Origin of the sequence: Chromobacterium amazonense, assembly GCF_001855565.1 — a bacterium.
GTDB classification, from domain to species: Bacteria; Pseudomonadota; Gammaproteobacteria; order Burkholderiales; family Chromobacteriaceae; genus Chromobacterium; species Chromobacterium amazonense.
Window position 1 is genome coordinate 226,887 of sequence record NZ_MKCR01000033.1, and the last position, 13,408, is coordinate 240,294.

At 63.4% G+C, this 13,408-nt stretch carries 16 protein-coding genes; 11 read left to right on the forward strand and 5 right to left on the reverse strand.

The window, feature by feature from the left end; all coding sequences use genetic code 11:
- Positions 1 to 31 precede the first annotated feature (31 nt).
- The 5 genes from BI343_RS17945 (at position 32) to aac(6') (ending at position 3,684) form a co-directional block, all read left to right on the forward strand.
- On the forward strand, positions 32 to 691 hold the full coding sequence (locus tag BI343_RS17945) for a protein-L-isoaspartate O-methyltransferase family protein (protein ID WP_071110742.1): 660 nt from the start codon (positions 32 to 34) through the stop codon (positions 689 to 691).
- 2 nt (positions 692 to 693) lie between these two features.
- Positions 694 to 1,020 carry a rhodanese-like domain-containing protein gene (locus BI343_RS17950; protein ID WP_071110743.1) on the forward strand — a complete coding sequence of 109 codons (327 nt, stop codon included), beginning with the start codon at positions 694 to 696 and terminating at the stop codon, positions 1,018 to 1,020.
- A gap of 113 nt (positions 1,021 to 1,133) precedes the next feature.
- Entirely contained in the window at positions 1,134 to 1,856 is a 723-nt protein-coding gene (locus BI343_RS17955) for a uracil-DNA glycosylase (protein WP_071110744.1), read from the forward strand.
- Between the two features lie 80 nt (positions 1,857 to 1,936).
- Positions 1,937 to 3,247 carry a hemolysin family protein gene (locus BI343_RS17960; RefSeq protein ID WP_083341061.1) on the forward strand — a complete coding sequence of 437 codons (1,311 nt, stop codon included), beginning with the start codon at positions 1,937 to 1,939 and terminating at the stop codon, positions 3,245 to 3,247.
- Complete coding sequence (gene aac(6') / locus BI343_RS17965; protein ID WP_071110745.1) at positions 3,244 to 3,684, forward strand: aminoglycoside 6'-N-acetyltransferase; 441 nt, start codon at positions 3,244 to 3,246, stop codon at positions 3,682 to 3,684. Before BI343_RS17960 ends, aac(6') begins: the two co-directional genes overlap by 4 nt.
- Before the next feature lie 470 nt (positions 3,685 to 4,154).
- Here aac(6') and BI343_RS17970 read toward each other — a convergent pair whose 3' ends face one another.
- Together BI343_RS17970 and BI343_RS17975 are read right to left on the reverse strand one after the other, a co-directional pair.
- Positions 4,155 to 4,607: a GNAT family N-acetyltransferase gene (locus tag BI343_RS17970; protein WP_071110746.1), complete on the reverse strand. Its 453-nt coding sequence runs from the start codon at positions 4,605 to 4,607 to the stop codon at positions 4,155 to 4,157.
- Between the two features lie 56 nt (positions 4,608 to 4,663).
- Entirely contained in the window at positions 4,664 to 5,416 is a 753-nt protein-coding gene (locus BI343_RS17975) for a glycosyltransferase family 2 protein (RefSeq protein ID WP_043624781.1), read from the reverse strand.
- Between the two features lie 287 nt (positions 5,417 to 5,703).
- Between BI343_RS17975 and BI343_RS19870 the strand changes: the two genes are divergently transcribed.
- From BI343_RS19870 to waaA, 3 genes are read left to right on the forward strand one after another with little or no spacing between them, the layout of a single operon-like run.
- Positions 5,704 to 5,892, forward strand: a complete 189-nt coding sequence (locus BI343_RS19870) for a hypothetical protein (RefSeq protein WP_139165782.1) — start codon at positions 5,704 to 5,706, stop codon at positions 5,890 to 5,892.
- A 30-nt stretch (positions 5,893 to 5,922) separates the two neighbouring features.
- Positions 5,923 to 6,885 carry a lipopolysaccharide heptosyltransferase I gene (gene waaC, locus BI343_RS17980; RefSeq protein ID WP_071110809.1) on the forward strand — a complete coding sequence of 321 codons (963 nt, stop codon included), beginning with the start codon at positions 5,923 to 5,925 and terminating at the stop codon, positions 6,883 to 6,885.
- Positions 6,882 to 8,150 carry a lipid IV(A) 3-deoxy-D-manno-octulosonic acid transferase gene (gene waaA, locus BI343_RS17985; protein ID WP_071110747.1) on the forward strand — a complete coding sequence of 423 codons (1,269 nt, stop codon included), beginning with the start codon at positions 6,882 to 6,884 and terminating at the stop codon, positions 8,148 to 8,150. The genes waaC and waaA overlap by 4 nt, the downstream gene beginning before the upstream one ends.
- A 75-nt stretch (positions 8,151 to 8,225) precedes the next feature.
- Here waaA and BI343_RS17990 read toward each other — a convergent pair whose 3' ends face one another.
- Entirely contained in the window at positions 8,226 to 8,924 is a 699-nt protein-coding gene (locus BI343_RS17990) for a hypothetical protein (protein WP_223253333.1), read from the reverse strand.
- A gap of 189 nt (positions 8,925 to 9,113) precedes the next feature.
- On the opposite strand from BI343_RS17990, the gene BI343_RS17995 reads away from it, so the two are divergent.
- Both BI343_RS17995 and BI343_RS18000 read left to right on the forward strand, forming a co-directional pair.
- On the forward strand, positions 9,114 to 9,716 hold the full coding sequence (locus BI343_RS17995) for a CBS domain-containing protein (RefSeq protein ID WP_043624787.1): 603 nt from the start codon (positions 9,114 to 9,116) through the stop codon (positions 9,714 to 9,716).
- An 86-nt stretch (positions 9,717 to 9,802) separates the two neighbouring features.
- Entirely contained in the window at positions 9,803 to 10,699 is an 897-nt protein-coding gene (locus BI343_RS18000; RefSeq protein WP_071110748.1) for a methylated-DNA--[protein]-cysteine S-methyltransferase, read from the forward strand.
- A 27-nt stretch (positions 10,700 to 10,726) separates the two neighbouring features.
- On the opposite strand, the gene BI343_RS18005 is transcribed toward BI343_RS18000, so the two are convergent.
- Positions 10,727 to 12,028, reverse strand: coding sequence for an ATP-binding protein (locus BI343_RS18005; protein ID WP_223253332.1), 1,302 nt, complete (start codon positions 12,026 to 12,028; stop codon positions 10,727 to 10,729).
- A 3-nt stretch (positions 12,029 to 12,031) separates the two neighbouring features.
- Entirely contained in the window at positions 12,032 to 12,757 is a 726-nt protein-coding gene (gene ompR / locus BI343_RS18010) for an osmolarity response regulator transcription factor OmpR (RefSeq protein WP_043624791.1), read from the reverse strand.
- Positions 12,758 to 13,054: 297 nt separating this feature from the next.
- On the opposite strand from ompR, the gene BI343_RS18015 reads away from it, so the two are divergent.
- Positions 13,055 to 13,408: a hypothetical protein gene (locus BI343_RS18015; protein ID WP_139165783.1), complete on the forward strand. Its 354-nt coding sequence runs from the start codon at positions 13,055 to 13,057 to the stop codon at positions 13,406 to 13,408.

A 13,408-nucleotide genomic window follows, 5' to 3' on the forward strand; every position in this document is an offset into this window, starting at 1 on the left:
GCGGACTCCCAGCCCTCCGGAGTGTAAGTTGATGGATTTCGAAAAAACCCGTTTCAACATGGTCGAACAGCAGATTCGCCCGTGGGATGTACTGGATCAGACCATTCTGGATCTGCTGTTCCACGTGAAACGCGAGGACTTCGTCGCCGACAGCCAGCGCCAGCTTGCCTTTGTCGATACCGAACTGCCGCTGCCCAACGGCCGCAAGATGCTGCAACCGAAGATGGAAGCGCGCCTGGCCCAGGATGCCGCCATCCAGCCGACCGACAAGATTCTGGAAATCGGCACCGGCAGCGGCTACCTGACCGCGCTGCTGGCCAAGCTGGGCAAGCAAGTGGTCAGCGTCGAAATCGATCCGGCGCAGAAGGCGCGCGCCGCCGCCAGCCTGAAAAAAGCCGGCATCGCCAATGTGACGCTGGTGGAAGCCGACGGCGTGCTGGGCCTGCCGGAACAAGCGCCATACGACGTGATCGTGGTGGGCGGCTCGCTGCCGGTCGTGCCGCAAGAGCTGAAGAACCAGCTGGCCGTCGGCGGCCGCCTGATCCTGGTGGTCGGCGATCTGCCGGTGATGAGCTGCAAGCTGATTCAGCGCGAAACCGAAACCAGCTTCCGCGAAACGGCGCTCTTCGAAACCTGTATCGAGCGGCTGCAAAAATACGAGGCGGTGGAACCCGCCCGTTTCAGCTTCTGATCATGCTGCGCGAAATCACCGCCCCCGCCCTCGCCGCGCAACTGGCAGACCCGCAGGCCAAGCGCCCAGTGCTGCTGGATGTGCGCGAAGGCTGGGAATATCAGCTCGCGCACATCGACGGCAGCGTGCACATCCCGATGAATCTGATTCCGATCCGGATGAGCGAGCTGCCGGACGACGCCACCATCGTCGCCATCTGCCACCATGGCATGCGCAGCGCCCAGGTGGCGCTGTTCCTGCAGAATGCCGGTTTTGACGATGTGATCAATCTGCAAGGCGGCATCGACGCTTGGTCGACGCAGGTGGATTCGACGGTCGCCCGCTACTAAGCGCGCCGCGCCCGCCAGACGACACCGCCTCCGGGCGGTGTTTTGTTTGGAACGAATCGCGCCGTCCCCATTCCAAGCCTCCAGATCCGCACCACCCGCCGCAAAGAAACCTTATGTCCGCTCTGACTTACCTGTCCCCCGCCCTCGCCCGCGTCCATCCCGCCTGGGAAACCGTACTGCGGCAGCCGGCCATCGCCGCAAAACTGGCCGAAATCGACCGCCAGCTTTGCCAGCAACAGCAAGACGGCAAGACGCTGTTTCCGCCGCCGCCGCAAGTGTTCAACGCGCTGAGCTTCGCCGCGCCGGCCGACGTCAAGGTGGTGATCCTGGGCCAAGATCCCTACCACGGCGACGGCGAGGCCATGGGCCTGTCGTTCTCGGTGCCGGAGGGCGCGCGGGTGCCGCCCAGCTTGCGCAATATCTATAAGGAACTGGCGGCCGACCTCGGCCTGGGCATTCCAGTCAGCGGCGACCTCAGCCACTGGGCGCAACAGGGCGTGCTGCTGCTGAACAGCGTGCTGACCGTCGAGCGCGACAAGGCCGGCAGCCACGGCAAGCTGGGTTGGCAAATGGTCAGCGACGCGCTGATAGACGCCGTCAACCGCGACAACGCGGGCTGCGTCTTCCTGCTATGGGGCAACTGGGCGCACACCAAGGCCGAACGCATCGACGCCAGCCGCCACCTGGTGCTGACCGCCGCCCACCCGTCGCCGCTGTCCGCCAGCCGCGGCTTCCACGGCTGCCGCCACTTCTCCCAGGTCAATGCCTGGCTGATCGCGCGCGGCCGCCAGCCGGTGCGCTGGGCGCCCGCCGCCACGCAGAGCAGCCTGTTCTAAACAAGACTGTCCGCTGCGCCACTTTTCGCGGCGGACGGCTTGCCCTAAGCTAGTAGCTCCGCCACTCCTCTGTCTACACCGTGGAAATCTTGCTGCTGCTCGGCCTGGTGCTGTTGAACGCCGTTTTTGCGATGGCCGAAATCGCCATTGTCTCCTGCCGCAAAGTCAGATTGCAGCAAAAGGCCGACGAAGGCCACAAGGGCGCCCGCGCCGCGCTGAAACTGGCTGCCGAACCCACCCGCTTCCTGTCCACCATCCAGATCGGCATCACCTCGATCAGCATCCTGTCCGGCGTCTACGGCGAGGCGGCGCTGTCCGAGCATCTGCGCGGCGCGCTGAGCCACTACGCGCTGCTGGCGCCGTACGCCAAGCCGCTGTCGGTGGCCATCATGGTGCTGTTCATCACCACGCTGTCGCTGATCCTGGGCGAGCTGGTGCCGAAGCGGCTGGCGCTCTTGAATCCTGAGCGGGTGGCGATGACGCTGGCGCGGCCCATGCTGTTGCTGTCGCGCGCCAGCGGGCCGCTGGTGCAAGTGTTCAGCCGCATCACCGATGGTCTGCTGCGCTTGCTGCGCGCCAAGAAAAGCGACGAGCCATCCATCACCGAGGACGAGATCCGCACCCTGATGGAACAAGGCGCCGACGAAGGCGTGTTCGACCGCGCCGAACAGGAGCTGGTGGATAACATCTTCCGGCTGGACAACCGCAAAGTGGCCTCGGTGATGACGCCGCGCAAGGACGTGGTGATCCTCGATCTGGAAGACGGTCCTGAGCAAAACCGCGAAGTCTTGCTGCAGCACGCTTTCAGCCACTTTCCGGTGTGCCGCGGCGACACCGACCAGGTCATCGGCATCCTCAACGCCAAGCGCCTGCTGGACCGCCTGCTGACCGGACAGTCAGTCGATTTTTCCGCCGACCTGGCCCCGCCGCTATACGTGCCGGCCACCTCTTCATTGATGCAGTTGCTGGAGCAGTTCAAGCAGGCGCGCAGCCACAGCGCGCTGGTGGTGGATGAGTACGGCGAGCTGGAAGGTCTGGTATCGATCAACGACGTGATGGAAGCCATCGTCGGCGATATGCAGGCCATCAGCGGCGAAGACGACGAGATTGTGCAGCGCGAAGATGGCAGCTGGCTGGTGGACGGCATGGTGTCGCTGGACAACTTCCGCGAATTTTTCGAACTGGACAGCACGCTGCCGGGCGAAGCCGGCGGCAACATCCACACGCTGGGCGGCGTGATGATGTACAAGCTCGGCCGCATTCCCAGCGTCACCGACCGTTTCGAGTGGAACGGCTTCAGCTTTGAAGTGGTGGACATGGACAAGACCCGTGTCGACAAAATCCTGGTGCAACGCCGCCACCTGCCGCAACCGGAGTTCGAATCGATATGATTTCGCTCAGCCCCGCATCTGCCCATGCCGCTGACTGGCTTAACCTGCGCGCGGCGCTGTGGCCGGACTGCCCGGCCGCGGAACACCAGCAGGAGATCGCCGAACAAACGGCCAATCCCGCACGCTTCGCCGCCTTTGTCGCCCGCGACGACGACGCGGCAATCGGCCTGCTTGAAGTTGCGATTCGCAACGACTACGTCAACGGCACCAGCCGCTCGCCGGTGGCCTTTGTCGAGGGTATTTACGTCGCGCCATCGCATCGCCGCGCCGGCGTGGCCGCCCTGTTGCTGGGCGCGGCGCGGGAATGGTCCCGCGCCCGGGACTGCGCCGAACTGGCCTCCGACACCACCCTGGATAATCTGACGGCGCAAGCCGCCCATCTGGCGCTGGGTTTCGAGGAGACCGAGCGCGTGGTGTTCTACCGGATGGCGCTGTAAGACCCCGTGGCGCGCTTGGCGCCGCCTCAAGCCCCCCGCAATCTGCCCGAACGCCTGCAAAGCCGCCCAGCGGCTGCGCAGCCCCCTCCATGGCGACTGACCGCCTTCCGCGCCAGTCCATCAGGAAGCGTCGCCGCGAAAAACCCCCGGCCCCGCGGGTTTGGCGGAGCGCATGCGCGGTCCGCGCCGCAATCGTCAACCCCCCCTGGCCATAAACCGACGTTAAGGCCCCTCAGCGCGCCTGGCGCTGCGTCAAGCCACCCGTCCTCCCCCGATACCTGCCAGGCCGCCCAGGCGCCGTTAAACAAGCGCCGTTGCGGCGGTACGTGGCCGATGCCGGCGTCCACCCCCACCCAATACGGCAAACCGTCCCGCGCGGCTTCGAGTTGGCCATGCCCTTGCGGGCACAAGGCAGATGGAAAAGCGGATCGGCATGCCGACTGGCAAAAGCTTGTGGATAACAGCGCCGCTCAGTCTTGTCGCGGCAGGTCGAGCGCAAAAGTGAGGCCGGTGTTTTTCTGCTGATAGCCGATATGGCGGTAAAAAGCATGCGCCTCGACGCGCTGGACGCCGGAGCGCAGACGGATGCGCGGGTAGCCCAAAGACTGCGCCCACTGCTCGCAGGCGGCCAGCAAACGCCGTCCTATGCCGAGTCCGCGACAGGCCGGATCTACCACGATGCCGCCAATCTCGACATAACTTTCCGCTTCCAGCAGATGGCCGCCGTGGCCATGCAACCACCCCACCACTTCGCCATGGCGTTCCGCCACCCAGATCTCGTTATCGGGAAACGCGCGCACCGCGGCGTAGCGCCGCGCCAGTTGCTCCGGCGTGGTCGGATAGTCGAGGTCGCCGCATAAACGCGCCACCGCCTGGATATCAGCCTCTGTCATGGGCCGGATGAGGATCTGGTTTGCAGCCATGCCGTCTTTTCCAGAAAAAGACCGATGCTAAGGCAAACGGCCTGGCAAACCAAATGTCATTTATTAAGCCGATGCAGCTCGATCAACTTGGCGTACTTGATGTAGCTGTTGAAGCAGCCGATGCAGATATGGACCAGCCCGGCCAAGCCGTCCAGAAAACCGCGGCGAACCAGATAAAACTTGAAGAAGCGCAGCAGCGGGCTCAACACCAGCTTGGCGGCCCCCGCCTTTTTGCCGCGGGCGAACAGCTGCTCCGCCTGCAGCGTGGTGTAGCGGTTCTGCTTCGATAAATACCGCGCGATGTCCTCGCCGGACTCGTGCATCAAGTCGCCATCGAGTTTTTCCACAGGGCCTTCGCAGATCACGTACTCGTGCACCACGTCGTCGGACCAGCGCGCGCGGCGGCGATCAAACAAGCGCAGCGACCAATCCGGATAGCCCTCGCCGTGTTTCAGGAAACGGCCCATGAAACGGTTGCAGCGGGCAAAGCGGTAGGCCGCGGCCTGTGGATTGTCCAGTATCTGATTGATCGATAAGGCTAATTCAGGCGACAGATATTCGTCCGCATCCAAGCACAACACCCAGTCATGGCTTGCCTGTTCCACGGCGAATTGCTTTTGCGGACCGAATCCCAGCCATTCCTGGTGGATAACTTTTGCCCGATAGGCTGCGGCTATTGCCAATGTGTTATCCGTGCTGCCGGAATCCACAAGCACGATTTCGTCGGCAAAGCCCACGCTCTGCAGACATTGTTCCAGTTGTTGACCTGCATTTTTGGTGATGAGCACCACGCTAATCGCGTATCGCATCTTTTCTATGTTTTCCCATTTATAAAATGAAGAAACTGGTAGAAGTTCCTTCATTGCTGTGGATAACCACTATTTATCTTTATTTTTCAGTCACTTGTTGTGCTTTGAAAACTGTTGTCTACCATGCGCGTCTGCGGCTAGCCAGTTGTGGATAACTTTCACGCTTGTTGCAGACCTTGAGTTATTCACATCGCGGCAAGCAGTTTTGCCCGCTGTCCTGTTAGGCAAATTTTTTGCGACAGACTTGCGCTTCACCAACGGATTTTCATTAACGCAACTATAAATTGATGAAACTACTGAAGGTGGGCTTTTTGTGTGGACAAGTGAAAAAAATCCATACCGCTCATGGTCTTGCCCTGTTGATAGACATGGGATTATTGCAACGCGCAATGTTCTGGCAGATTGTGGATAAATATGGTCAAACTTATTCACAGAACCTTATCCACATCTGGTCAGGGCGGATTTTACTTGGTTAACCACAGGCCCGCTCGGGTACAATGCGCGCCATGATGAATGTGCTGATTGTGCGCACCTCGTCGATGGGCGACCTTATCCACACTTGGCCGGCCATCACTGAGTTGAAGACGCACTACCCGAATATTCGGCTGAGTTGGCTGGCGGAAGAAAGCTTTGCCGACATCGCCCGGCTGCATCCGCAGGTGGCGGAGGTGTTGACGCTGCGCTGGCGAAGCTGGCGCAAGCGTTTGCTGCAGCTCGAGGCCTGGCGAGAGTTGCGGGCTTTGAAGCGTCAGCTGCGCGATACCCACTTCGATTTGGTGCTGGACAGCCAGGGTTTGCTGAAGAGCGCGATTCCGGCCAAGTGGGCCGGCGCGCCGCTGGCCGGGTTGGATTGGTCCAGCGCGCGCGAATCGCTGGCCAGCCTGTTCTACGACAAGAAACACACGGTTTCCCGGCAGCTGTCGGCCATCGAGCGCAACCGCCTGCTGTTCGGCCGCTGTTTTGGCTATGCGCCGCAAGGCGCGCCGCAGTTCGGCGTTTGTCCGGGCGAGCGGCCCGCCTGGATGCTCTCCGGCCGTTACGCTGTGCTGCTGCATGCCACCAGCCGCGCGTCCAAGGAATGGCCGGAGACGCATTGGGTCGCGCTGGGGCAGGCGTTGTCGGCCGCCCACGACATGGTGACGGTGCTGCCCTGGGGAAATGAGCGGGAAAAAGCGCGCGCCGAACGGCAGGCCGCCCAATTGCCTGCCGCGGTGGTGGCGCCGCGGATGAGTCTGATCGAGGCTGCCGGATTGCTGGGCCACGCCAGCGCCGTCATCGGCGTCGATACCGGCCTGGCCCACCTGGCCAATGCCTTGAGCGTACCCCTAGTGGCGATTTACACCGACACCGATCCGCAGCAGACCGGCGTGGTGGAGACGCCTTGGGCGACCAATCTGGGCCATATCGGCCAATGCCCGACGGTGGAAGACGTGCTGGCGGCGCTGCGCTCGCGGCAGGATTGGCAATGAGCTGGCAGCGCGCGCTTTACAACGGCTTGTTATGGGCGTTGAAGCCGCTGATCCGCCGCTATCTGCAAAAGCGGGCGCGCAAGGCGCCGGCCTACCTGGAGCATTGGGACGAGCGTTTCGGCCAGGCGCTGTCGCCCAAAGCTAACGGCGCGATCTGGATACACGCGGTGTCGGTAGGCGAAACCCGAGCCGCGCAGCCGCTGGTGGCCGCCATCCGCCGTCAATGGCCGGATGCGCCGCTTTTGTTGACGCAGATGACGCCGACCGGCCGCGCCACGGCGGAACAGCTGTATCCGGACGCCGAAGTGCGCTATCTGCCGTATGATTACCCGCAGGCGGCGGCGGATTTTCTGCGCGCTTACCGGCCGCGTTGCGGCGTGCTGATGGAAACCGAGATCTGGCCCAATCTGCTGCATGCCGCCGCCGAGCAAGGAGTGCCGCTGCTGTTGGCCAATGCCAGATTGTCGGATAAATCGCTGAAAGGCTATCGCAAGGCATTGGGGCTGATTCGGCCTGCTGTTCAGAAATTGACCGCCGTTGCCGCGCAAACCAAAGAAGATGCAGACCGTTTGCGTCAATTGGGCGCGCAAAACATCATCGTCTGCGGCAGCAGCAAATATGATATTGAAATTGATAAAGCGCAGTGGCATCTGGCCGGCGCGTTTCATGAACGCATTGGCCGGCGGCCGGTGCTGCTGTGCGCCAGCACCCGGGACGGCGAGGAAGCGCTGATTCTGGACGCGTGGCGGGCGGCCGGCGGCGCGGTGGGCAACACGCTGCTGGCGCTGGTGCCGCGCCATCCGGAACGCTGGGGCGAGGTGGCGCGGCTGGCGAGCGAGCGCGGCTTCAAGCTGCAGCGGCGCAGCGACGACGCAGCCGTGGTCGCCGACACTCAGGTGTGGCTTGGCGACAGCATGGGCGAGATGTTCGGCTACCTGGGCGCTTGCGATGTGGCCTTCATCGGCGGCAGCCTGCTGCCGTTTGGTTGCCATAATCTGATAGAGCCGGCGCTGATGGGCGTGCCGGCGCTGTTTGGACCGTCAGTGTTCAATTTTCAGCAGGCCGCGGCCGATTCATTGGCCGCCGGCGCCGGATGCCAGGTGGCCGATGCCGGCGAGCTGGTGTCCACCGCCCTGGCCTTGTTGGCCGATCCGGCGGCTGCCGAAGCCATGCGCGGCGGCGCGGCGCGTTTCCGCGATGCGCACCGCGGCGCCAGCGAACGGATGTTGGCCGTGCTGAAGTCGGTATTGGAGCCGGCCAGCTGAGGAACCGCTCTTAGACGACAAGGCCGCCTGTCGATTTGGCAAGGCGGCCTGGTCTTTTGGGGCTGAGCGCGAAGCTTAGTTGCGGGCGGCCGGCGGATTCAGCGGAAAGGCGAACAGGTCGCGGCGGTAAGTTTCCACCACCAGGCTGAACGGCGTGCCGCCGTCCTTGTACAGCACCGCGCGGTGCTGCAGCACCCGCTCCGGGATATCCAGGCCGGACTGGCTCATGGCCGCCGGCAGCGGACGCGTTTCCCAGCCCTGCGGCAAGGGGGACCACAACAGGCGCGCGCTTTCGGTGCGTCGGGTGAAGTTCAGCGCGCGCACTGCGGTGCCGAACGGGGTGTCGGTGGTATCCAACAGATGGTTCATCTCCGGCGTCAGCCGCGACGGCACATACCAGTTGTCGGCTTCGGACAGCACATGGTCGCCGCAGGCCAGTTGCACGCGGCGATAGCCTATCGCCTCGTCGGCCCCCACTTTCAGCTGGCTGCGCACCTCGGCGTCGGCCGGCTTGCGGGTGGCGGTGTCGCGCAACGCGCGGATGCGAGGCTCGGCCGCCAGTTGGTGCGCCTCGCACCATTGTTGCAGCGTGCGGGTGGCGCTGGGCTGGCTCAACAGCGTGGCGTTGACCGATTGCAGCAGGGCCAGCGCCTTGACGCGGGTGGCGGCGTCGTCGCGCCAACCCGGATAATCCCAGCCATCGGCTCGCGCGGCGCTCGCGCACAGCAACAACCCGCAGGCAAAGGGGAGAAAACGTGCGGCGGAACCCCGCATTGGGCGATTATGCTTCATAGATTTTCGCATCAATTAGAATAAATACATTAAAGACCCTAAAGATAAACGTAAAGTTTACTGTCTGAATACTGAAGTTCGTCGGCTTTTCCGCTACCTTGAAAATTGCGCTGGCCGCAACGGGCGGGTTGGCGCCGTTTTCCTTACTCATTGTCCTGACAAGGAGCAGCCATGGCCAACGAATATCAGCCCCTGCCCACGCTGACTCTGCCACGCGCCACGGATTTGGTGCAACTGGAGCAGCGTCCGCATCCGCCCATCAATATGCAAAGCCCGGCGTTGAGCGTCATGACCGATCTGAGGCTGGTGAATCCAGTCGGCATCCGCGGCGGCGCGGACCTGCGCGAGGCCCATCAGCGCATGATCAGCCACGGCATCCGCCTGTTGTTCGTTCATGACGACGACGGCAGCCTGCTCGGCATCGTCACCGCGGTCGATCTCTTGGGCGAGCGGCCCATCCAGTGCATGAAGGAGCATGGCAAGCATCATGCAGATCTGCAGGTGTCCGATGTGATGACGCCGCGCGACAAGCTGGACGCCTTGCGGCTGGAAGACGTGGCGGCGGCGAATGTCGGCCAACTGATCGCCACCATGAAGCAGCTGGGCCGCCAGCACGCGCTGGTGCTGGAAATCAATCCGGGCAACGGCCATTACGAAGTGTGCGGCTTGTTCTCCACCTCCCACATGGCGCGTCTTCTGGGCATGCCTTTGTCCTTCATTCGCGTGCCGCAAGCCTTGTCGGAAATCCAGTACTCCTTGCTGTATACCGGCTGACACCTGCGCAAGTCGGCAAGAATCGGGTCGCGGCTCGCGCAATGCCCCTTTAGACTGGCTTCATGACATAGCATCGGGAGCTAGACATGAATGGCCCGCTCGAATATGCAGGGGAAAACGCCGCGGAGGGAGGACGCGATTACGTCCGCATCCGCGACGCGATCCGCTACCTGATTGCCCATGCCGGCGAGCAGCCGCGGCTGGCCGATGTGGCCGCGGCGCTGCATCTGTCCGAATCGCGCCTGCAGCGCTTGTTCACGCAGTGGGCCGGGGTCAGTCCCAAGCGCTTCATCCAGCAGCTGACCTGCGAAGCCGCCAAGGTTCGTTTGGCGGCGGGCGCGCCGGTGCTGCCGCTGTCGCATGAACTGGGCCTGTCCGGCGGCAGCCGGCTGCACGATCTGTTCGTCACCTTGGAGGCCATGACGCCTGGCGAATTCCAGCGCGGCGGCGCCGGGCTGGACATTATATGGAGCGTGGAAGCCAGCCGTTTTGGCCCGGCGCTGCTGGCGCGGACTGATCGCGGCATCTGCGCCTTGCAGTTCGTCGCCGACGAAGCCGCCGGCGAAGCCTGGTTGCAGGATCAGTGGCCGCACGCCGCTTTGCATTGGCGGCCTGGCCAGGGGCAGGCGCTGTGCGAACGGCTGTTTTCTCCCTTGTCCGAGCGCAGCGGCGCGCCGCTGGCGCTGCGGGTGCAAGGTAGCAATTTCCAGATCCAGGTATGGCGGGCGCTGCTGTCCGTGCCATATGGCGGCCTGATCAGCTATGGCCAGCTGGCGGCGCGCATGGGGCAGCCTAGCGCGGCGCGCGCAGTCGGCAGCGCGGTCGGCGCCAATCCGGTGGCCTGGCTGATTCCCTGCCATCGGGTGATCCGGTCTGAGGGGGCGCTGGGCCAATACCGCTGGGGGGAGGAGCGCAAGCTCGATCTGATCGCCTGGGAAAACGCGCGGCTGAGCCGCGAGACGCTCACAGCATCGGTGGCATGAGGCGCATGTTTGCCTGGCAGGTTCGGCTCAGGCCATGGGCAGGCGGATGTCGACCTTGAAGGCGCCGTCTTCTTCAGTCAGGTTCAAGGTGCCGTCGTGCTGTTTGACCACCCGCGAGACGATGGCGAGGCCGAGGCCGCTGCCGCCATCGGTGCCGCGATGTTCGGCCAAGCGTTCGAACGGGGCCAGCGCGGTTTCGCGCAGCGCCTCCGGTATCCCTTTGCCGTGGTCTATTACGGCCAGCCGCGCTTCATTCTCGCCGCGCTCCAGCCGCACGACTACGGGCGGCTGTCCGTAACGGCGGGCGTTTTCCAGCAGATTGCTCAGCAGGCGCTCCAGCGCCAGCGCGTCGGCCTGCAGTTCCGGTTCGCCGCGGATGTCCAGCCGCGCGTCCATGCCTTCGCGGCGGAAACGCGCCACCACGCTGGAGGCGAGGTCGGCCAGGGCGACCGGCACCATCTGATTGCTTTCCTCGGCGCGGGCAAAATCGATGAACTGGCGCACGATGCGCGATAGCTCGTCGATGTCGGACAGCATGTCGTGCTGGTCTACGCTGGCTTCCTGCATTTCCAGCGTCAGCTTGAGGCGGGTCAGCGGCGTGCGCAGATCGTGCGACAGCCCGGCCAGCATCAGCCGCCGTTCGCGCGCCGCATTGTCCAGCGCCTGGGCCATGCTGTTGAAGTTGTGGGCCAGCAGCTGCACTTCGCGCGGGCCGGTTTCGGGAATCTGCTTGGGCATTTCGCCGCTGGCCAGCTCCCGGCTGGCCTGCACCACGCGGCTGATCGGCCGGGTGATGCGCCAGGCAAACAAGGAGGCCAGGATGGTGGCGAACAGCCCGGCCAGCAGCGAGGCCTGTAGCATGGTGGTGATCATCCGGTCGCGATAGCGGCCGAACGGCATCACCAGCCAGTACGGCTGGCCTAGCACATGCACATGCACCCACAGCTCGCTATGGTCGTCGCGCAGCGCGAAATGCGCCTGGATAGGCTCATTGAGGTCATGAGACAGCCGCTGCGTCAGCATGGCGCCGATGGGCGGCAGCTCGTCGGCAAACTGTTGTCCCTGATCGGCGTTGAACGGCAGCAGGCTGGGCAGGCCGGGACGGTTGTAGCTGTCCAGAAAGTTCTGCTTCTCCTCGTTGTCCATGCCGGTCATGGAGTTTTCCAGGAAGGACAGCGTATCCAGCACCTGGATGTACAGCTGGCGCTCCAGCAGCTTGTGGCGTTCCCGGTTGGCCAGCGAGATGGTGAACAACTGGGTGGCGATCACCACCGTCATCACCAGCAGCGCCAGCCGGAAGAACAAGGAGCCGAACAGCTTGCGTATCAAGTCTTACTCCCTGGGGGAGCCGTCTGGCACGAACACATAGCCGTAGCCCCAGACGGTTTGGATATAGCGCAGCGGGCTGTCGCCGTTTTCCAGAGCCTTGCGCAGCCGCGAGATATGCACGTCTATGCTGCGGTCCAGCGATTCGCCATTGCCTTTGCCCAGCGCCAGCTCCATCAGCTGTTCGCGAGTCAGCGGGCGGCGCGGATGGTTGACCAGGACCGACAGCACGGCGAATTCGGCGCTGGTCAGCGCCACCGGCTGGCCGCAACGGCGCAGTTCGCGTTGGCCCAGGTTCAGCGTGAAATCGCCGAATTCGACGGCGTCATCTGCGCTGTGCTGGGCAGCCAGCGCCGGCGTGGTATGGTGGCGGCGCAGCACGGACTGGATGCGCGCGGTCAGTTCGCGTGGATTGAAGGGCTTGGGCAGGTAGTCGTCGGCGCCCATTTCCAGGCCCAGGATGCGGTCGATGTCCTCGCCGCGCGCGGTCAGCATGATCACCGGCAGCGTCTCGCCCTGCGCGCGCAGGCGGCGCACCACGGCCAGGCCGTCTTCGCCCGGCATCATCACGTCCAGCACGATCAGGTCGGGACGGTTGCGCGCCAGCTTGCGGTCGAGGTCTTTCGAGTCCGGCAGCGTTTCCACGCTGTAGCCCTGCTGGGTCAGGTAACGGGTCAACAGTTCGCGCAGCTTGGCGTCGTCGTCGACGACCAGGATTTTATTGTGTTCCATATGCTGTTCCTTGGGTGTTCTGGTTGGCAGCTTAAGCGCTCGCGCGCCTCAGCTGTCGGGCCTTGTTTTTACAGATGTTAAGCTGATGCCCCGCGCTACAGTCCTTAACAATTGTGCCGCCAGAACTGACGTATGGGCAAATGCTTGCGTTTAAGCTGAAGCAACTGTCGAAAACCTGCGGCGCAATACCTTTAGTTGCCGCGTGATGGTTACAAACGGTCCGTGGCCTTCCGGGCCGGTCTTGATCGGGGAATGACTTGAGCATGAAGGGTTCCCCCCCGCCGTGGACAAGGTAAAATGGCGATTATGAAGCGATATCTGATCACTCTGCTGAGCGCAAGCCTGTTGCTGCAACAGGCGGCATGGTCGCGTCCGCAGAAAGAATCGCCGCCGCAGCGCGACAGGGGAACCTGGAATCAGATGTCGCGCAAAACCTGCGAAGCCAAGCGCAGTTGTCCAGACAGCCGCCGGCTGCAGGAGTTGCAGCTGCGCGAGGCCGCGCGCAACGGCGATATCGGCTTCGATCCCGCGCGCCATCCAAACCGTATGATGCCGCCGCCTCCCGACGGCCATCCACAAACTATACCCAGCAAGCCCAATTTTTGGCAGGATAAGCACAGACAGGCACTGGAGCACAGCCAGTCCGAATAA